Source organism: Stenotrophomonas sp. GD03958 (genome assembly GCF_029839005.1).
GTDB lineage: Bacteria > Pseudomonadota > Gammaproteobacteria > Xanthomonadales > Xanthomonadaceae > Stenotrophomonas > Stenotrophomonas hibiscicola.
The window spans coordinates 1-17,695 of sequence record NZ_JAOBZT010000079.1 but is presented as its reverse complement, the minus strand read 5'-3'; the positions used below and the strand labels follow the sequence as shown (position 1 = coordinate 17,695).

At 68.1% G+C, this 17,695-nt stretch carries 16 protein-coding genes; 9 read left to right on the top strand and 7 right to left on the bottom strand.

The features are described 5' to 3' along the window. The 6 genes from rsfS to N5C25_RS17730 form a co-directional block, all read right to left on the bottom strand. A partial coding sequence (gene rsfS / locus N5C25_RS17755) for a ribosome silencing factor (RefSeq protein WP_279746152.1) occupies positions 1–379 on the bottom strand: 379 nt, incomplete at its 3' end. 58 nt (positions 380–437) lie between these two features. Further along, positions 438–1,103: a nicotinate-nucleotide adenylyltransferase gene (nadD, locus tag N5C25_RS17750; RefSeq protein ID WP_058982161.1), complete on the bottom strand. Its 666-nt coding sequence runs from the start codon at positions 1,101–1,103 to the stop codon at positions 438–440. A gap of 3 nt (positions 1,104–1,106) precedes the next feature. After that, a complete protein-coding gene (gene holA / locus N5C25_RS17745; RefSeq protein WP_019662113.1) occupies positions 1,107–2,144 on the bottom strand; it encodes a DNA polymerase III subunit delta in 1,038 nt (345 codons plus the stop codon). Between the two features lie 8 nt (positions 2,145–2,152). Continuing rightward, positions 2,153–2,737 carry an LPS assembly lipoprotein LptE gene (gene lptE / locus N5C25_RS17740; RefSeq protein ID WP_019662114.1) on the bottom strand — a complete coding sequence of 195 codons (585 nt, stop codon included), beginning with the start codon at positions 2,735–2,737 and terminating at the stop codon, positions 2,153–2,155. Positions 2,738–2,871: 134 nt separating this feature from the next. Continuing rightward, positions 2,872–5,514: a leucine--tRNA ligase gene (gene leuS, locus N5C25_RS17735; RefSeq protein ID WP_058982202.1), complete on the bottom strand. Its 2,643-nt coding sequence runs from the start codon at positions 5,512–5,514 to the stop codon at positions 2,872–2,874. Positions 5,515–5,619: 105 nt separating this feature from the next. Beyond that, positions 5,620–6,222: a DUF998 domain-containing protein gene (locus N5C25_RS17730; RefSeq protein ID WP_279937491.1), complete on the bottom strand. Its 603-nt coding sequence runs from the start codon at positions 6,220–6,222 to the stop codon at positions 5,620–5,622. A gap of 125 nt (positions 6,223–6,347) precedes the next feature. Between N5C25_RS17730 and trxA the strand changes: the two genes are divergently transcribed. The 4 genes from trxA (at position 6,348) to N5C25_RS17710 (ending at position 11,165) form a co-directional block, all read left to right on the top strand. After that, positions 6,348–7,205: a thioredoxin gene (gene trxA / locus N5C25_RS17725; protein ID WP_019662117.1), complete on the top strand. Its 858-nt coding sequence runs from the start codon at positions 6,348–6,350 to the stop codon at positions 7,203–7,205. A 107-nt stretch (positions 7,206–7,312) separates the two neighbouring features. Beyond that, entirely contained in the window at positions 7,313–9,013 is a 1,701-nt protein-coding gene (locus tag N5C25_RS17720; RefSeq protein ID WP_345781924.1) for a FecR domain-containing protein, read from the top strand. Beyond that, entirely contained in the window at positions 9,010–10,635 is a 1,626-nt protein-coding gene (locus N5C25_RS17715) for a CHASE2 domain-containing protein (protein WP_058982155.1), read from the top strand. Before N5C25_RS17720 ends, N5C25_RS17715 begins: the two co-directional genes overlap by 4 nt. A gap of 77 nt (positions 10,636–10,712) precedes the next feature. Beyond that, entirely contained in the window at positions 10,713–11,165 is a 453-nt protein-coding gene (locus N5C25_RS17710) for a DUF4442 domain-containing protein (RefSeq protein WP_019662120.1), read from the top strand. A 7-nt stretch (positions 11,166–11,172) separates the two neighbouring features. Here the strand turns inward: N5C25_RS17710 and N5C25_RS17705 are convergent, their stop codons facing one another. Beyond that, entirely contained in the window at positions 11,173–12,489 is a 1,317-nt protein-coding gene (locus N5C25_RS17705; protein WP_058982153.1) for a hypothetical protein, read from the bottom strand. A gap of 76 nt (positions 12,490–12,565) precedes the next feature. On the opposite strand from N5C25_RS17705, the gene N5C25_RS17700 reads away from it, so the two are divergent. The 5 genes from N5C25_RS17700 (at position 12,566) to N5C25_RS17680 (ending at position 17,566) form a co-directional block, all read left to right on the top strand. Then, on the top strand, positions 12,566–13,261 hold the full coding sequence (locus tag N5C25_RS17700) for a DUF502 domain-containing protein (RefSeq protein ID WP_005414135.1): 696 nt from the start codon (positions 12,566–12,568) through the stop codon (positions 13,259–13,261). Then, entirely contained in the window at positions 13,258–14,043 is a 786-nt protein-coding gene (locus N5C25_RS17695) for a queuosine precursor transporter (RefSeq protein WP_021204314.1), read from the top strand. Before N5C25_RS17700 ends, N5C25_RS17695 begins: the two co-directional genes overlap by 4 nt. A 94-nt stretch (positions 14,044–14,137) precedes the next feature. Next, positions 14,138–16,078: a DUF885 family protein gene (locus N5C25_RS17690; protein WP_058982150.1), complete on the top strand. Its 1,941-nt coding sequence runs from the start codon at positions 14,138–14,140 to the stop codon at positions 16,076–16,078. A 16-nt stretch (positions 16,079–16,094) separates the two neighbouring features. Continuing rightward, positions 16,095–17,165, top strand: coding sequence for a serine hydrolase domain-containing protein (locus N5C25_RS17685; RefSeq protein WP_262213188.1), 1,071 nt, complete (start codon positions 16,095–16,097; stop codon positions 17,163–17,165). Next, on the top strand, positions 17,162–17,566 hold the full coding sequence (locus tag N5C25_RS17680) for a VOC family protein (protein WP_251103127.1): 405 nt from the start codon (positions 17,162–17,164) through the stop codon (positions 17,564–17,566). Before N5C25_RS17685 ends, N5C25_RS17680 begins: the two co-directional genes overlap by 4 nt. Positions 17,567–17,695 lie beyond the last annotated feature (129 nt).

Sequence of the window (17,695 nt, the reverse complement as noted above, 5' to 3'; positions counted from 1 at the left end):
GGTCGCCGACGGTCCACAGGCGCTCGAGGGCGTAGAACTCACGCACGCGCGGCAGCATCACGTGGACGATCACGTCGCCCAGGTCGACCAGCACCCACTCGGCCTCGCGCTCGCCTTCCACGCCCAGTGGCATCACGTCCAGGTTCTTGGCGAAGCGCACGACTTCATCGGCAATCGACTTGACGTGGCGGGTCGAGGTGCCCGAAACGACGATCATGTAATCGGCAACGCTGGACCGGCCGCGCACGTCGATCTCGACCAGGTCCTTGGCCTTCAGGTCTTCGGTGGCTTGGCGGACGCTGGCCAGCAGTTCGGGCACGGACGGCGGCGGGCTGGGAAGATCGACCTTGATGGTCTGGGGCTGGGTCTGGTTGCTCAAAGTGGATCGACTCGATAAACGTGGGGGCGATTATACGGGGATGGCGCGGCCGCGCCATTCACGCCGTAGCCGGGCGGTACAGCCCGTGTGCAGCGACATAGTCGGCCACGGCCGGTGGCAGCAGTGCGCGCCAGGGACCGCCAGCGGCAATCTGCGAGCGCACGGCGCTGGCTGATTCCTCGCGCAGCGGGTGGTGCAGGCGCAGGACGCGCCCGGCCGGGCTGGTGAACAGGGCCTGCTCATTGTCGGCCCAGCGCCCTTGCAGGGCACGCCCCAGCTCGCCATCGATCGACGCCTGCAACGGGCTGCCCGGCCGTTCGGCCACCACGAAGTGGGCCAGGTCGAACAGGGCCTCCCATTCGTGCCAGCCGGACAGGCCCAGCAGGCTGTCGGCGCCCACCAGCCAGGCCAGCGGCCGGCTCGGGCCCAGCTCGCCACGCAGCTCGCGCAGGGTGTCGACGGTGTACGACGGACGACCGGGGCAGCGGGCGGCACGATCCAGTTCGCGGCGGTCCAACAACAGCCCCGGCTCGTCGCCGATGGCCAGCGACAACATCGTGCAGCGCTGCTCAGCGGTGGCACCGGGCAACGCGCGGTGCGGCGGATCGGCGGCCGGCAGCAGGCGCACGGCGACCTGCAGTTCATCACGGGCCGCACGCGCGATCGCCAGGTGCCCCAGGTGCACCGGATCGAAGGTGCCCCCGTAATAGATCCGCAGGCTCATTGCTCAGGCCCGCGCCAACAGGCGCACGGCACGCGGTTCGGCCACCACCACCAGCAGGCGCTCCAGCGCCAGCCAGGCATCACCCTCGGCGCGGCCCTTGGCGATGCGGTCAACCAGCCCGGCTTCGGCCACGAAGCGTTCCCAACGCTTGCTTTCCGGATGCCGCTGCAGCGCGCGCTTGTAGGGGGCCTGCCGCGATTCCCAGATACCGCGCGATTTCATTTCAGCCGCCAGGTTGCCGCCACGGGCCTGCACCCGGGCCAGGCCAGCGCCCGCCAGCAGCTCGCGGATCACCATCGGCATCAGCGCAGCCACCGCCTCGCCCTCGCCGCGCAGTCCGGCCAGCATGCGCAGCACCGCCGGCGGTTGGCCGGAAAAGGCCGCTTCCACCAGCCGGAACACGTCATAGCGGGCGGCATCGGCCACCAGCGACTCCATGCGCTCCACGTCCAGCGGCTGGCCATCGGCCAGCAACGCCAGCTTGTCGATTTCCTGGGCAGCAGCCAGCAGATTGCCTTCCACCCGCTCGGCCAGGCGCTGCACGGCGGCAGGATCGGCACGCAGTCCCTTGCCACGCAGGCGGCGCTCGATCCAGTCCGGCAATTCATGCGGCTTGACCGCCCAGGCCACCGACAGCACGCCGATGCGGTTGATCGCTTCGGCCCACTTGCCCTGGTGGGCCTTGCTCCATTCACTTGCGGTGATCATCAGCACCACGTCCGGCGCCGGGTTGGCACAGAACTGGCTGATCACTTCGGCCCCGTCCTTGCCAGGCTTGCCGCTGGGCAGGCGCACCTCAACCAGGCGGCGGGCACTGAACAGGCTGGGCGCGTTGAAGCTGGCGTCGAGCTGGTTCCAGTCGAAATCACGGCCATCGGCGTCGAACACTTCACGTTCGCCGATGCCGGCGGCGCGCGCGCGTGCGCGGATGGCGTCAGCTGCCTCCAGCACACGCAGGGTTTCCGGGCCGGCAATCAGGTAGACCGGCGCCAGCGCGGTATCAGCGCCCTGGCTGGCCAGCTGCTCCGGACGCAGTTCCATGGCGCGGCTCAGTGCTTGGCTGCGGGGACCGGCTCGGCCGGTACCGCGCCTTCAATCGGCTTGGCTTTCGGCGCCGACAGGCTGCCGCCCTTCTCGAGCTCGGCACGCACCACGCTGTCGATGCGGCGGATGATCGAGGCGGACATTTCCCGGCGCAGCTCGTTGGCCAGGATCTCGCGTTCGGTGGTGGTACCGGTGGCGTCGGTCGGTGGCGACACGTAATCACGCGAGAGCTCGATCACCTGCTGCGGCACCAGTTCGCTGCCATCCTCGCGACGGAAGATGAAGATCACCGCATAGCGCAGGCTGTACTCCTGGGCGCGGCCCTGCGAGTCGATGGCGATCGGCAGGTCGCCCCAGCGCTCGGACAGCACCTGCAACTGGGTACTGGGTTCGTTGCTGTCCTCATCAGCCAGCCTGGCACCGGAAGCCAGCAGGCTGCGGTTGAGCAGCTTGACCAGTTCACTGTACGGGGCGGTGGATACCACCTTCACCGGGGCGGTGTCGGTGGGCAGCATCAGCTTGTTGCGCAGATGGAAGCCGCAGCCGGCAAGGCCGAGGACAAGAACGAGGGCAAGCAGGATTCGGGTCATGGAGACAGTCTGGCGGAGCCGGGCGATCACGGCAACACACAGCCTGCCCGAAGCCGCGTGAATGCAGGGCCATCAGACGCCTGGCCCTGCACCGGAATGGCACCGGCCACCTCGCGGGCGCCGGTGCGGATACATCAGGCGGCGACGATGTTCACGATCTTGCCCGGCACGATGATGATCTTGCGCACCGTCAGGCCTTCCAGGAACTTGGCCGCGTTGGGCTCGGCCAGCGCCAGTGCCTCCACCTGCTCGCGCGCGGCGTCGGCCGCCACGTCGATGGTGCCACGCAGCTTGCCGTTGACCTGCACCGCCAGGGTCAGCGCGTCGCGCACCAGCGCACTGGCATCGGCCTGCGGGAACGGTTGGTCTTCCAGCAGCGTCTCCGCGTGACCCAGCACCTGCCACAGGGCGTGGCTGGCATGCGGGGTGATCGGGTTCAGCAGCAGCACGATGGCCTGCAGCGCTTCCTGGCGCACCGCACGGCCCTGCTCACTGCCGTCCTCGAACTTGGCCAGTGCGTTCATCAACTCCATCACCGCAGCGATCGCGGTGTTGAAGCTGTGGCGGCGGCCGTAGTCGTCACCGACCTTGCCGATGGTTTCGTGGGTCTTGCGGCGCAGCGCCTTCTGGTTGGCGTCCAGTGCCGCAACATCCAGCGCCGGGGCGGCGCCGTCGGCGGCATGCTTCTGCACCTGGGCCCAGAGGCGGCGGAGGAAGCGGGCCATCCCGTCCACGCCGGCCTCGTTCCACTCCAGCGACTGCTCCGGCGGCGCGGCGAACATCGAGAACAGGCGCACGGTGTCGGCGCCGTACTTGCCGACCATCGCCTGCGGGTCCACGCCGTTGTTCTTCGACTTGGACATCTTCTCGGTGCCACCGACCACCACCGGCTGGCCGTCGGCGATCAGGGTGGCGCCGGTGATGCGGCCGCGCTCGTCGCGCTGCACTTCCACATCGGCCGGATTGATCCAGTCCTTCGAGCCGTCCGGGTTCGGGCGGTAATAGGTTTCGGCGATCACCATGCCCTGGCACAGCAGGTTGCGCGCCGGTTCGTTGCTGTCCACCATCCGCGCGTCGCGCAGCAGCTTGTGGTAGAAGCGGAAATACATCAGGTGCAGGATCGCGTGCTCGATGCCACCGATGTACTGGTCCACCGGCAGCCAGTAGTTGCCGCGCTTGTCGACAGCGTCACGGGCACCCGGCGAGGTGTAGCGGGCGTAATACCAGCTCGATTCCATGAAGGTGTCGAAGGTATCGGTCTCGCGCTCGGCCGCACCGCCGCAGTCCGGGCAGGTGGTCTTGCGCCATTCCGGGTCGGTCTTGATCGGCGAACCGGTGCCCGAGAACGCCACGTCCTCCGGCAGCACCACCGGCAGTTGTTCTTCCGGCACCGGCACCGCGCCGCACTTGGCGCAGTAGATCACCGGAATCGGGCAGCCCCAGTAGCGCTGGCGGCTCACGCCCCAGTCGCGCAGGCGGTAGTTGACGCGGCGCTGGCCCTGGGCCTTGCGCTCGAAGCGTTCGGCCAGCGCTTCGAACGCGCCCTGGAAGTCCAGGCCGTCGAATTCGGCCGAGTTGACCAGCTCGAAGGCACGGCTCTTGTCGCTGTACCAGTCCTGCCAACGGCTGCCGTCCCAGGTGCGCTCTTCGTCGGTGCGCGGATCCTTCAGCGCGATGACCTGCTTGATCGGCAGCCCGTACTTGTTGGCCACTTCATTGTCGCGCTGGTCATGGCCCGGCACCGCCATCACCGCGCCGGTGCCGTAGCCCATCAGCACGAAGTTGGCGACCCACACCGGGACCGGCTCGCCGGTCACCGGGTGCAGCGCGCGCAGGCCGGTATCCATGCCGCGCTTTTCCTGGGTTTCCAGCTCGGCTTCGGACACCCCCCCCTGCTTCAGGTCGACCAGCAGCGCGGCCAGTTCCGGATTGTTCTTCGCCGCGTGCAGCGCCAGCGGGTGTTCGGCGGCAATCGACACGAAGGTCACGCCCATCACCGTGTCCGGGCGGGTGGTGAACACACGCAGCGGGTCCAGCGCGCTGCCGTCGACATCGCGCACGTCGAACTGGATTTCCAGGCCTTCGGAACGGCCGATCCAGTTACGCTGCATGGTCTTGACCGATTCCGGCCAGCCGTCCAGCTCGTCCAGGCCATCCAGCAGCTCCTGGGCATAGTCGGTGATGCGCAGGAACCACTGCGGGATCTCGCGCTTCTCGACCAGGGCACCCGAGCGCCAGCCGCGGCCGTCGATGACCTGCTCATTGGCCAGCACGGTCTGGTCGACCGGGTCCCAGTTCACCACCGCATTACGGCGATAGGCCAGGCCCTTGCGCATCAGGCGGGTGAACATGCGCTGCTCGTGGACGTAATACTCCGGGCGGCAGGTGGCGAACTCGCGCGACCAGTCGATGGCGTAGCCCAGCGACTTCAGCTGGCTGCGCATGTGGTCGATGTTCTTGTAGGTCCACGCCGCCGGCGCGGTCTTGTTCTTGATCGCGGCGTTTTCCGCCGGCAGGCCGAACGCGTCCCAGCCCATCGGCTGCAGCACGTTGTGGCCGGTCATGCGCTTGTAGCGGCTGATCACGTCGCCAATCGTGTAATTGCGCACGTGGCCCATGTGCAGCGCACCGGACGGGTACGGAAGCATCGACAGGCAGTAGTACTTCGGCTTGTCCGAAGTCTCGTCGACCTCGAAGGCACGGGTAGCGTCCCAGTATTGCTGGGCGGCGGATTCAACCTGCTGCGGGTCGTAGGCGTTGGTTTCAGCGCTGGTCATGGAACACGCGGATGCGGCGGCAAAGCGGTACAGCGTACCGCAGTGCGGCAAACGTCTCCAATCCTGCCCGCCGGAGGTAGGCGCCGCGACGCCCCCGGAGGCGTCTCAGCGTGGGCGCGACAGCGGCAGGGCCGCCCCCAGCCAGACTGCCCAGCACGCAAACGCCAGCCGTTGTGCCAGCGGCGCCGGCAGTACGCCCTGCAGGGCAAACGCGGCCAGCGCGGCCAGCATGCCGCAGCCCAGCGCCAGTACGCCCAGCGCGCGGCCATGCACCTGGCGCAGACCGGATACGGCCAGCAGCAGGGTTCCGGCGACAAAACCCAGCACCCAGATCATCCAGGCGCTGGCATGCAGTTGGCTGGCCGGCCCGTGCAGGTCATCCACATCCAGCGGCAGCAACCCCATCGCGGCGAAGGCCAACCCGGCCAGCAGCAGCATCTGGCTGCCCACCCGTGGCGCCCAGCCGGCGGTTGCCGGCAGCCTGCGGCGCAGGCACTCGGCCATGATCGCCGCCAGCAGGCCCGGCAGCACGAAGCCCAGCAGATTGAAGGCCAGCGAATGCGGCACCCCCTGCGCGCCCAGCAGTGCCACCGGATGACGGGCTTGTGCGTAGCCGTCCAGGCCGGCGCCGAAACCGATCACCGCCAGTACAAACAGCAGCGCGGCGACCACGCCAGGCAGGCGCAGCAACGGGGACAGGGACGACATGCAGACTCCGGAAAGTACGGCGACAGGAAGACTGCATTGTCAGGCATTTACCACAACCCGGGTTGAGACCGGCATCGATCGTCACCATAGAATCGGACTCCAGACGCCAAACGATGCCTCCCCCCATGACCGAGACGACCTACGTATTCGACGCCACCACTGCGACCTTCGAGGCCGAAGTCCTGCAGAAGTCGCTGCAGACGCCGGTGCTGGTCGACTTCTGGGCCACCTGGTGCGGGCCGTGCAAGACCCTGGGGCCAATGCTGGAAAAACTGGCCGCCGAGTACAACGGCGCCTTCGAACTGGCCAAGGTCGATGTCGACAAGGAACAGCAGATCGCAGCGGCCTTCCAGATCCGCTCGGTGCCGACCGTGTTCCTCGTCAAGGGCGGCCAGCTGGTGGATGGCTTCCCGGGCGCGATTCCGGAAGGCCAGCTGCGTGAGTTCCTGGCCCAGCACGGCATCGTGCCGGCCGATGTCGGCGACGCCGCGCCCGAAGATGACGCCCCGCTGGACCCGCAGGCGCAGGTCGATGTGCTGCGTGCCCAGATCGCCGCCGAGCCGGACAAGGACGAACTGAAGCTCGACCTGGCCCTGGCCCTGCTGCAGATCGGTGGCGTGGACGAAGCCGGCACCCTGATCGACGGCCTGCCCGCCAATCTGGCCACCGACGACCGCGCCGTGCGTGCCCGCGCCCGCCTGGCCTTCGCCGCCGCGCTGAAGGATGCCCCGGCCGCTGAAGTGCTGGACGCCCGCATCGCCGCCGATGGCAAGGACCTCAAGGCCCGCCATCTGCGCGGCGTGCAACTGTTGCTCGGGGGCCATGACGAAGCTGCGTTGGCCCAGTTCCTGGAAATGCTGCGGATCGACCGCACGTTCGAGGAAGGGCTGCCGCGCAAGGCCCTGATCGACGCCTTCAATGTGATCTCCGACGAGGACCTGGTCGGCCAGTACCGTCGCCGGATGGCCTCGCTGCTGTTCTGAACGGGAGCGGTCCTCGTTCAGAATCCCTGCACTGAACGCGGGCAATAATGCACTGGATGGCGGCCGTGCGGCCGCCACGATCCGTTCGGGGGGATGAGGTCGGGGCCATGGGGTCTTGCAGCTGCGCCCCCGCATTGCCGGGATTGCAAACTGTGACCTTCGTCCGCTCGCTGTCGTTCGCCATGCGCTTCCAGGGCGCGCTGCTCTGCGCTCTTCTCTTCCTGCCGGCCATTGCCGCGGCCCAGGACTGGAACTACCGGGTCCGTCCCGGCGATACCCTGTGGGACCTGGGTGGCCTGTATCTCAAGCCCTCGGTACGCTGGCAGCAGCTGCAACAGCACAACCGCATCGACAACCCCTACCAGCTGCCGCCGGGGCAGCTGCTGCGCTTCCCGATCAGCTGGCTGCGCATCGAACCAGCCCCCGCCCGCGTGCTGTCGGTAAGGGGCAAGGTCGAACTGTCCGGCGCCGATGGCAGCGCCACGCGCGCGCTACTGGCCGGGGAACAGCTTCGCATCGGTGACACCGTGCAGACCGAGGGCGACTCCAGCGTCACGCTTGAATTCGCCGACGCTTCCCGCCTGCAGCTGCGCGAGCATTCCCGGCTGCGCCTGGACCAGCTCAGCCGTTACGGCCACACCGGCATGGTCGATACCCGCGTGCGCCTCCAGCAGGGCCGCGCCAGCAACCGGGTGACGCCTGCCCGTGGCCCCGCCTCGCGCTACATCATCGATGCACCTACGGCGACCAGCAGCGTACGCGGTACCGTATTCCGGGTCAGCGCCGGTGACGCCGGCCACGTGGCTGCCACCGAAGTGCTGCAGGGCAAGGTGCAGGTCGGCAACATCTACGGCAAGCGCCTGGTCCAGCCTGGACAGGCCAGCCTCAGCAGCAGCGCCGATACGGCGCCGGATGCTGTCTCCGCCCTTCTTCCAGCACCGCAGCTGCGCAGCGACGGCATGCGCCTGGCGCCCTTGCCGGCCCTCCTCGCCTGGGACCCCGTCGACGGCGCCGCCCGCTACCGCGTTGAAGTGGTGCTGTCGGCAACGCCGGAAATCCTGCTGTTTGCCGCCACCACCACCGATACCCGGCTGGCGATCGGCGACCTGCCCCCCGGCCAGTTGCGCATCCTGTTGCGCGCCGTGGATGCGCAGGGTGTGGAAGGCCTCGACGCCAGCGCCGATTTCGAACTCGGCGACCAGCCCCCGCCGCCACTGACGGTGGCCCCGCTGCACGGGCAGACCATCAACAGCGACCGACCGCGCTTCCGTTGGAGCCAGGCGCCCGGTGCGCGCAGCAGCGTGCTGCAGATTGCCGCCGAGCCGAACTTCGAGCAACCGCTGCAGGAACAAAGCACCCCGGGCACCGACCTGCGCCTGGCGCAGCCGCTGCCGCCCGGCCAGTACTTCTGGCGGGTGGCCTCGCGCGATGGCAACGGCCACCAGGGCCGCTATGGCCAGGCCCTGCCCTTGCAACTGAGCAATGAACCGGTCGACCCGGCCCTGCAGCCGCCTGAGGCCACGCGTGGCGAACTGACCCTCCGCTGGCAGGCCGGCAGCGAAGGCCAGCGGTACCGGGTGCAGGTGGACCGTCGAGGCGACTTCCGGGCCCCCCTGGTCGACCAGACCGTAAGCGAGCCGCAGGTCAGCTTCAAGCAGCCGTGGAGCGGCACCCTGCATGTGCGCGTGCAGTACATCGACGACGACGGGCATGCGGGTGAGTACTCGCCGGCCCAGCAGATCAAGCTGCCTTGCCGTCTGTGCTACGGCGCTGGTGGCGGCGCCCTGCTGCTGTTGCTGTTGTTATGAGGCGCTCGCCGCTGCCGTGGTCGAAGCGGATTCTGCTGGCACTGCTGGCCGGCGTGCTGACAGTGATCGCCAGCCACGGCCAGTGGCTGTGGCGCCAGGACGAAGCCGCCTATGACGCCATGGTTGGGAATTGGGAGTACCGCCCCGACCCCAGCGTGCTGATCGTGGCCATCGACGAGGGCAGCCTGCAGCGCATCGGCCAATGGCCCTGGCCCCGTTCGGTCCATGCGCGCCTGCTGGACCGGCTGACCGACGCCGGCGCCGAGCGCATCGCACTGGACCTGATGCTGTCTGAGCCGGATCGACGCGACAGCCAGCAGGACGATGAACTGGCCACAGCGATCCGCCGCAGTGGCCGGGTGGTGCTGCCAGTGCTGGCGGCGCCGGCCGCCGGCGACCGCATGGCCGAGGAAATGCTGCCGATTCCGCAGATCGCGAGCAGTGCTGCGGCAATCGGCCATACCGATGTGGAAGTGGACGGCGATGGCGTCGCGCGCGGTGTGTATCTGCATGCGGGCATCGGCAAGGCCCATTGGCCGGCATTGGGCCTGGCGCTGGCCGACCTGCCGCCGGGCACGGTGCACGGCCTGCCCGATCCCGATCCGCAGATCGGTTCGCCCTATCAGTGGCGACGCGACGACTACGTACGCGTGCGCTATGCGGGGCCGCCCGAGCGCCTGCCGCAGGTGTCCTATGCCGACGTACTTGATGGTCACGTGGACACGGCGATGCTGCATGGCCGCCGCATCGTGGTGGGCATGACGGCCAGCGGCATCGCACCGCGGCTGTTGACCCCGACCACCCGCGAGTACTGGATGAGCGGCAGTGAATACCAGGCCAACATCGCGTCGATGCTGCTGCAGCACAAGCAGATCGATCTGCTGCCACGCCTCTGGCAGCACGCCATCAGCGGCGTGCTGGCCGCGTTGTGCGTGCTCCTGCTCGGCCTGCGCCTGCCATGGCTTGCCGCACTGTGCTCGCTGCCGCTTCCACCGCTGCTGAGCTGGTTGCTGTTGCGTGCCGGTGACCTGTGGTGGGCACCGGCAAGCGCAATGCTGGGCATCCTGCTGGTGCTGCTGTCCTGGGCGATCTGGCGGATCTCGGCCTGGCACCGCCAGGCCAACCGTGATGCGCTGACCGGCCTCGGCAATCGCCTGCGTTTCGAGCAGTCACTGCAGCAGGAATGCGATGCCGCGCGCCGCAGTGGCAGGTCCTTGAGCCTGGCACTGATCGACGTCGACCATTTCAAGCGCCACAACGACCGCCACGGGCATCAGGTCGGCGACCGCGTGCTGCGCGATGTTGCACGGCTGATCGGTGCGCATGCGCGGCGCCCACGCGACATGGCCGCGCGCTACGGTGGCGATGAGTTCGCACTGGTGCTGCCGGATACCCCGGCCGAAGGCGCACGCCAGGTCATCGAGGACCTGATCGCCTGCGTGCGTGCACTGCCGGCCCCCGGTGATGGCAGCGACGGTGCCGTCACCCTCACCATCGGCGTGTTCACCCGCGTGCCTGACGGCACGCTGCAACCGCATCATTTCGTTGAAGGCGCCGACGCCGCGTTGTACCAGGCCAAGGCCAACGGCCGCGACGGGTATGTGATCGACGACAAAGCGTGACCCTCGCCGCCGCCGGGGTGCAACATACGCATGCGAATGGCTAGACTGGGCGCCTCGCCCTGCGTCCCCGCACCCGCATGAACGCCCACCTGTTCCGCTTCGGTATCAATCTCTGGCCACCGTTCCTGTTCACCGGCATCCATGTCACCCGCATCACGCCGGACTACCGGCAGATAGATGTCGAGCTGCGCCTGCGGCCATGGAACCGCAACTACGTCGGCACGCACTTTGGCGGCAGCCTGTTCGCGATGACCGATCCATTCTGGATGCTGGGCCTGCTGCACATCCTCGGGCGCGACTACTACGTGTGGGACCGAGCAGGCGCCATCGACTTCCTCAAGCCCGGCCGCGGCACCGTACGCACGTCATTCCGCATCGACGACGCGCTGCTGGATGAACTGCGCACGGAAGCAGCCAGTGGTGAGAAGGTGCTGCGCTGGTTCAGCAACGACGTGGTCGATGAGAGCGGCGAAGTGGTCGCCCAGGTGCGCAAGCAGGTCTACCTGCGGTTGAAGCCACACGCACGCTGAGCGCGCCTCAATCGCGCGCCAACGCAGCCGAAGCTGGCTCCGCCTGCAGCGGTACCGTCAGCCACGGGTTCTCATCAGCGCTGCGCGATGGAGAGCGCCGCGGCACCTGCAGATGGTGGCCATCGGCGGACAGCTGCGGCGACCGCACCGGTGAGCGGAACTGCGCCGGCAGCCGCTGCAGGGCGTGCACCGGATCGTCCGTCTGCTGCCGCAGCCAACGCTGCGCCCCCAGCAGCCGCACCATCGCCGCGGCATCCTGTGGCCGTGACGAATAGGCAGGATAGATTGGCGCGGCGATATCGGTCAGCACGCAGCCCATGACGTTCGACAGGCAACCGAAGTCATGCTGCGGTGGCGCCGGCACTGGCAACGGGCGATCCGTTTCCAGCGCTGCTGTGGCTGCCGCGCCACAGGCCCAGCCAAGATTGCCGGCCACGCGCGCCAACGTGCTGCTCCGATCCAGCACCAGGACGCCACCAAATTCCCGGGCCGAGGACTCGATCGCCGCCCGGCTCATCGCGTACTCGCCCTGCATCGCACGGCACAGGCTCTGTTCCTCGGCCCGCAACGGCTGCATGGCCTGTTCGCACTCGGCCGGCAGGGGGTGGTCGGCAGGCAGTTCAACCAGCATGTCGGCCAGCAGCTGGGCATTGGCCTGCGCCAGGCTGGCACCGATGATGCTCTCGACCAGATAACTGCTGCCGGGCACCAGCCGCCGGCCCAGCTGCAGGCCACGGCAGGCACCACGCAGGGCACCGTCAATGTCACCCTGCACATAGGCCAGCGCGCGTGCACTGGTGGCGTCCATCACTACGCCATAGGCCGGCAACGGGACCAGAATGCCCTCGCCCTTCGGCGGGAACGGCGACGCGAAGTAGTCGGCGTCGGCCAGCTGATCCAGCCGCGCATGCAACTGCTGGTGCCCGGCGTGGGCCTCCACGAAGCGTTGCGGGTCCGCGCGGACCTGGGCGAGACAGCCGCTGGCGGCCGGCCCGCAACTGGCCCCGGGCCGCGAGTGCAGCTCGGCATGGTTGGCTACCAGGTGTGTCCGGCCGCTGCTTCCGCCATGTGCATCGGCTTCCCAGCGCCGTACATCCTCGGCCAGCGCCTGCTCGCGCTGCTGGGCATCCAGATCGTCGAACGGCAGCGTCCACAACAGTGCATATCCATTGCGGCCGCTCACCGGCAGGCGTGCTTCCAGTCGCTGCTGCGCCTGCAGGCGCGATTCGGGCACCGGCCACATGCGCGAGGCGCACCACACCACGATGGCCAGCACCAGCAGGCCTGCCAGGGTCCAGCCCAGTCCGCGCAGAATCTTCAACACAGCTTCCCTTCCATGTGCCGTTGCCGCAGTCGATTCCCCAGCGTAATCGACCGGCCGTGACCGCTACAATGCGCGCATGTCGCTCGAAGCCCCCGCCCTGGTCCCCCGCCCCTCCCTGCAGCGCCTGTTCCTGACCGGCCTGCTGACCCTGCTGCCGATCTGGCTGACCTGGGTCGTGGTCAAGTTCGTGTTCGTGCTGCTGTCGGGTATTTCCAGCCCGCTGGTGGTGCCGCTGTCCGAACAGATCGCAACCAGCTTCCCGCACTATCTGGGCTGGGTCCGCGCCGAGTGGATCCAGGACACCATCGCCCTGCTGGCCACCCTGCTGGTGATCCTGGCGGTGGGCGTGGCCAGCCGCCGCGTGCTCGGCCAGCGCCTGCTGCGCTGGGTCGGCGCGGTCATCAAGCGTATTCCGTTGGCCAGCATCATCTACGACAGCGCCAAGAAGCTGCTGGACATGCTGCAGACCGAACCGGGCAGCACCCAGCGCGTGGTGCTGATCGACTTCCCGCATCGCGACATGAAATCGGTCGGCCTGGTCACCCGCGTGATCAAGGAACACGGCACCGACCGTGAGCTGGCCGCGGTGTATGTACCGACCACGCCGAACCCGACCTCGGGCTATCTGGAAATCGTGCCGGTGGAACTGCTGACCCCGACCGACTGGACCGTCGATCAGGCCATGAGCTTCATCATCTCCGGCGGTGCCGTGGCACCATCCAGCGTGCCGTTCACCCGCGCCGGCGAACGCACTGGCGAACGCACCGAATGACACCGGCGCCGATCGAGCGCCCGCTGCAGGACCGCGCGGTCCTGCTGTTCATCGTGCTGGCCGCGTTCTTCTGCGGCAACGCTGTGCTGGCCGAGCTGATCGGGGTGAAGATCTTCGCGCTGGAAGACACCCTGGGCATCGATCCGCTGAACTGGAACCTGTTTGGCCAGACCGGCTCGCTCAGCTTCACCGCCGGTACCCTGCTGTGGCCGGTGGTGTTCATCATGACCGACACGATCAACGAGTTTTTCGGCAAGCGCGGCGTGCGCTTCATCTCGTGGTTGGCCGTTGTGCTGATCGCCTATGGCTTCCTGTTCGCCTTCGCAGCGATCTCGCTGGCTCCGGCCAGCTGGTGGGTCACCTCGATGGACGGCCACGGCGTGCCGGACTACCAGGCGGCATTCGCCGCGGTGTTCGGCCAGGGCATGTGGACCATCGCCGGTTCGCTGGTGGCCTTCCTGCTCGGCCAGCTGATCGACGTGGCGGTGTTCCATCGCATCCGCCAGGCCACCGGCGAGCGCCACGTGTGGCTGCGTGCGACCGGATCCACCGCGATCTCCCAGGTGGTGGACAGCTTCGTGGTGATCTGGATCGCCTTCGTGCTCGGCCCGCAGCACTGGCCGACGTCGCTGTTCCTGGCCGTCAGCAGCGTCAACTACATCTACAAGATGGGCTTTGCGATCGCATTGATCCCGTTGCTGTACCTGATGCGGCGCGCGATCACCCGCTACCTGGGCGCCGACAGGGCCGCCGCGCTGCGCGCCGCGGCCGCGGCTGACTGAAGCCCCAGCGGCAAAAAGCTGACTGCGCCTTCACGCTGGCCGTACGCGGCCGGATCGTGCAAGCTCCACGGTCTGTGTTCCACGGAAGCTCCTGATGCCGCATCCCACCCGCGCCCTGGCCGCCGCCATTGCCGCGTTGTTCCTGTTCAGTGCCGTGCCGTCGGCCGAAGCAGCGAAGAAAAAGGCAAGCCGCCCTGCCGCCGCGCAGACCCGCCAGGCTGCCAAGCCCAAGGCCAGGCCCGCCCGCGCCACCGCGCCAGCGCGTGGCAGCTCGGCGCGCCGCGCCGCGCCCCGCCCGGTCGCCCCGGCCCGGGCCGTACCCAAGCAGGTGCAGCTGGAGCGCCTGTACGACGAATACTGGGATGCCTCGATGCGGTTGAATCCGCTGCAGGCGACCTTCCAGGGCGAGGCCCGCTACAACGACCAGCTGCCCAACATCCTGTCCGCCGCCTGGCGCCAGCAGTCGCACGACTTCACCACGCAGTGGCTGGGCAAGGTCGAGAAGCTCGGCAGTGACGGCCTGCAGGGCCAGGACCTGCTCAGCTACGAGATCTTCGTGCGCGACGCGCGCGCCTCGCTGGCTGCCGAGCGTTACCCGAGCTGGATGATGCCGATCAGCCAGTACTACAACATCGGCAGCATCATGGCGATCCTCGGCTCAGGTGCCGGCGCGCAGCCGTTCAACACCGTGCAGGACTACGACACCTGGTCGCGCCGCTCGCTGGGCATTCCCGAGCTGTTCGACCAGGCCATCGACAACATGCGCCAGGGCATGAGGGCCGGCGTGGTGCAGCCCCGCGACCTGATGGAGAAGGTGCTGCCGCAGCTGGATGCGGTGATCAAGCCGACTGCCGAAGAGAGCATCTTCTGGTCGCCGATCCGCACCATGCCCAACACCATCGGGGCGGAGGACAAGGCGCGCATCAGCGCCGAGTACAAGCGCATGATCGAGCTGCGCATCATGCCGGCCTACCGCGCCCTGCGCGGCTTCATCGCCACCGAATACCTGCCGGCCACGCGCACCAGCAGCGGCCTGGGCGCGCTGCCCGATGGCCAGGCCTGGTACGCCAGCCTGATCATGCAGACCACCGCCAGCGACCAGAGCGCCGCGCAACTGCACGCGCTGGGCGAGAAACGCGTGCAGGAGCTGCAGGCGCAGATTGCCACCGTGATGAAGGATGCCAAGCTGCGCGGCACGCCGACCAAGCTGCTGCGCAGCATGCGCAACGACCGCCAGTTCCAGTACGGTGACGCCAACGCATTGATCAACCGCTACCGCCAGGTGCAGCAGCAGGTCAACGCACGCCTGCCGCAGGTGCTCGATACGCTGCCGAAGTCCGCACTGGACGTCCGTGCGGTGGAACCGGAGCGTGCGCTCACCGCCGCGGCAGCGGCCTATCAGCCGTCCGCAGCCGGACAACCGGCCGTGTTGTACGTGAACACCCGCGACCTGCCCAGCCGCAAGCGCTGGAACGTGCCGGTGCAGTACCTGCATGAAGCGATTCCCGGCCACCACGTGCAGCTGGGCCTGCAGCAGGAACTGGCCAAGCTGCCACGCTTCCGCCGCCTCGGTGGCGATCTCGCCTTCGTCGAAGGCTGGGGCCTGTATGCCGAAACGCTGGGTGAGAACCTGGGCATCTACACCGATCCCTACGACCGCATCGGCTACCTGTATTCGCGCCTGCTGCGCGCCGCCCGCGTAGTGGCCGACACCGGCGTGAACGCACAGGGTTGGAGCAAGCAGCAGGCCGTCACCTACCTGCAGAAGACCGTGGACATGAGCAGCGACGACGCCAACGCCGAAGTCGAGCGGATCATGGCCCAGCCCGGCCAAGCGCTGTCCAACGTGGCGGGCCTGACCACCATCGTCGCTCTGCGCGACAAGGCCAAGGAACGCCAGGGCGCCGCCTTTGACCTGCGCCGTTTCCACGCCGAACTGCTGAAGGACGGCTCCATGCCGCTGGACGTGCTGGGCCGCAAGATGGAACGCTGGATGGCGCAGCCCGCCAGCGCCACACCAGCCCCTTCACCCTGACCCCTCCGGAGCCGCCATGCGCCCTGCCGTCGCCCTGTTCGCCGTCGTGCTGGGCCTGCTGCCAGTGGCGGGCTCCGCCGCGCCGGTGCTGACCCCACCGGATGCGGGCATCGACGGCCTGATGCAGGCCTACGATGGCCGGGTGCCCGGCGCCGCCGTGCTGGTGCTGCATGACGGGCAGCCGGTGTTCCGCCGTGGCTACGGCCTGGCAGTGGTGGAGGACGGTACTGCGGTCACTGCCGCCAGCAACTTCCGGCTGGCCTCGGTCAGCAAGCAGTTCACCGCTGCGGCGGTGCTGCTGCTGGTGGAGGATGGACGGCTGGGGTTGAATCAGCCTGCACGACAGTGGCTGCCCGAACTGCCGCCGGCTGCAGCGGCCATCACGATCCGCCAACTGCTCTCGCACACCAGCGGCCTGCTCGATTACGAAGACCTGATGGACCCGGCTGACACGCGGCAGGTGCATGACGCCGACGTGCTGACCCTGCTGTCGCGCGAGGACCACCTGAATTTCGCACCCGGCACGCAGTACCGCTACAGCAACAGCGGCTACGCGCTGCTGGCCCTGATCGTCGGCCGCGCGTCCGGCCAGGATTTCGCCACCTTCCTGCAGCAACGCATCTTCCGCCCGCTGGGCATGGCGCATACCGTGGCCCACCAGGACGGCGTGGACACGGTCGCCGCGCGCGCCTATGGCTACAGCCGGATCGACGGCCGCTGGCAGCGCACCGACCAGAGCACCACCAGCGCCGTGCTCGGCGATGGCGGCATCTATTCCTCGCTGGACGATCTCGCCCGCTGGGACGCCGCGCTGTATGACGACCGGCTGCTGTCGAAGGCTTCGCGCCGCGCGATGTTCAGCCCGGCCACGGCCACATCGGAACCGGACGTGCCGCATTACGGTTTCGGCTGGCGCCTGAACGGCCCGGTGCAATGGCACAGCGGCGAGAGCATCGGCTTCCGCAACGTGATCGTGCGCCACCCGGAAAAGCACCTGACCGTGATCGTGCTGACCAACCGCAACGATCCCGAACCGTACCCGCTGGCGCAGAAGATCGCCCAGCGCTGGCTGGACACTCTGCAATGAACACCGGTTCCGACGCCCTGCTGGGCATCCACCACGCCGCACTGATCTGCAGCGACTACGCACGCTCGAAGGACTTCTACGTGCGCATCCTCGGCCTGCGCGTGCTGGCCGAGAACCACCGCGCTGCGCGCGATTCCTGGAAACTGGACCTGGCCCTGCCCGACGGCGGCCAGCTGGAACTGTTCTCTTTCCCCTCGCCACCGCCCCGTCCCAGCCGTCCGGAAGCGCAGGGGCTACGCCACCTTGCGTTCCGGGTCGCCACGCTGGAGCCGTTCATCCAGCGCCTGTCAGCGCATGGCGTGGCGTGCGAACCGATCCGCGTGGACGAATACACCGGCCGCCGCTTCACCTTCTTCGCCGACCCCGACGGCCTGCCGCTGGAGCTGTACGAAGTGGGTTGACGTTCCTGGGGGTCAGATCCCTTTTCCGACGGAAAACGGATCTGACCCCATCGACACCCACCCAGAGCAGGCCGTGCCATTCCGACAGATTGCGGAGACCTTTCGAAGGCGGGGTGGGTCCGGTTGCGG